1 pseudogene is annotated in these 272 nt (G+C 63.2%); it reads right to left on the bottom strand.

Features of this window, described 5'->3' with window-relative positions:
- A pseudogene (locus tag OH705_RS27370) lies at positions 1-181 on the bottom strand (transcriptional regulator NrdR); the annotation flags it as partial.
- Between the last annotated feature and the right edge of the window lie 91 nt (positions 182-272).

Raw genomic sequence — 272 nt, 5'->3', positions numbered from 1 at the left:
AGGGCTGGCGCGTGCCGTCCTGCTTGATCAGCCGCGGCAGCACCAGCTCGGCGGTTTCGAAGCTGGTGAAACGTTCGCCGCAGGCGACGCACTCGCGACGGCGACGCCCCTGTTCGCCCTCGGCGACCAGGCGCGAGTCGATGACCTTGGTGTCGTTGGCCCCGCAAAACGGACTGTGCATGGTGACAGGCAACAAAAAAAAGGGAGGGCCATGGGAGCGCATTGCACTGGCAAGACATGCCAAAGGGGTTACCATCCATGCAAATCTGCCC

Source organism: Pseudomonas sp. BJa3 (genome assembly GCF_026343815.1).
Lineage (GTDB): Bacteria > Pseudomonadota > Gammaproteobacteria > Pseudomonadales > Pseudomonadaceae > Aquipseudomonas > Aquipseudomonas soli.
The sequence above is the reverse complement of the archived record's forward strand: the minus strand, read 5'-3'. Positions and strand labels throughout refer to the sequence as shown.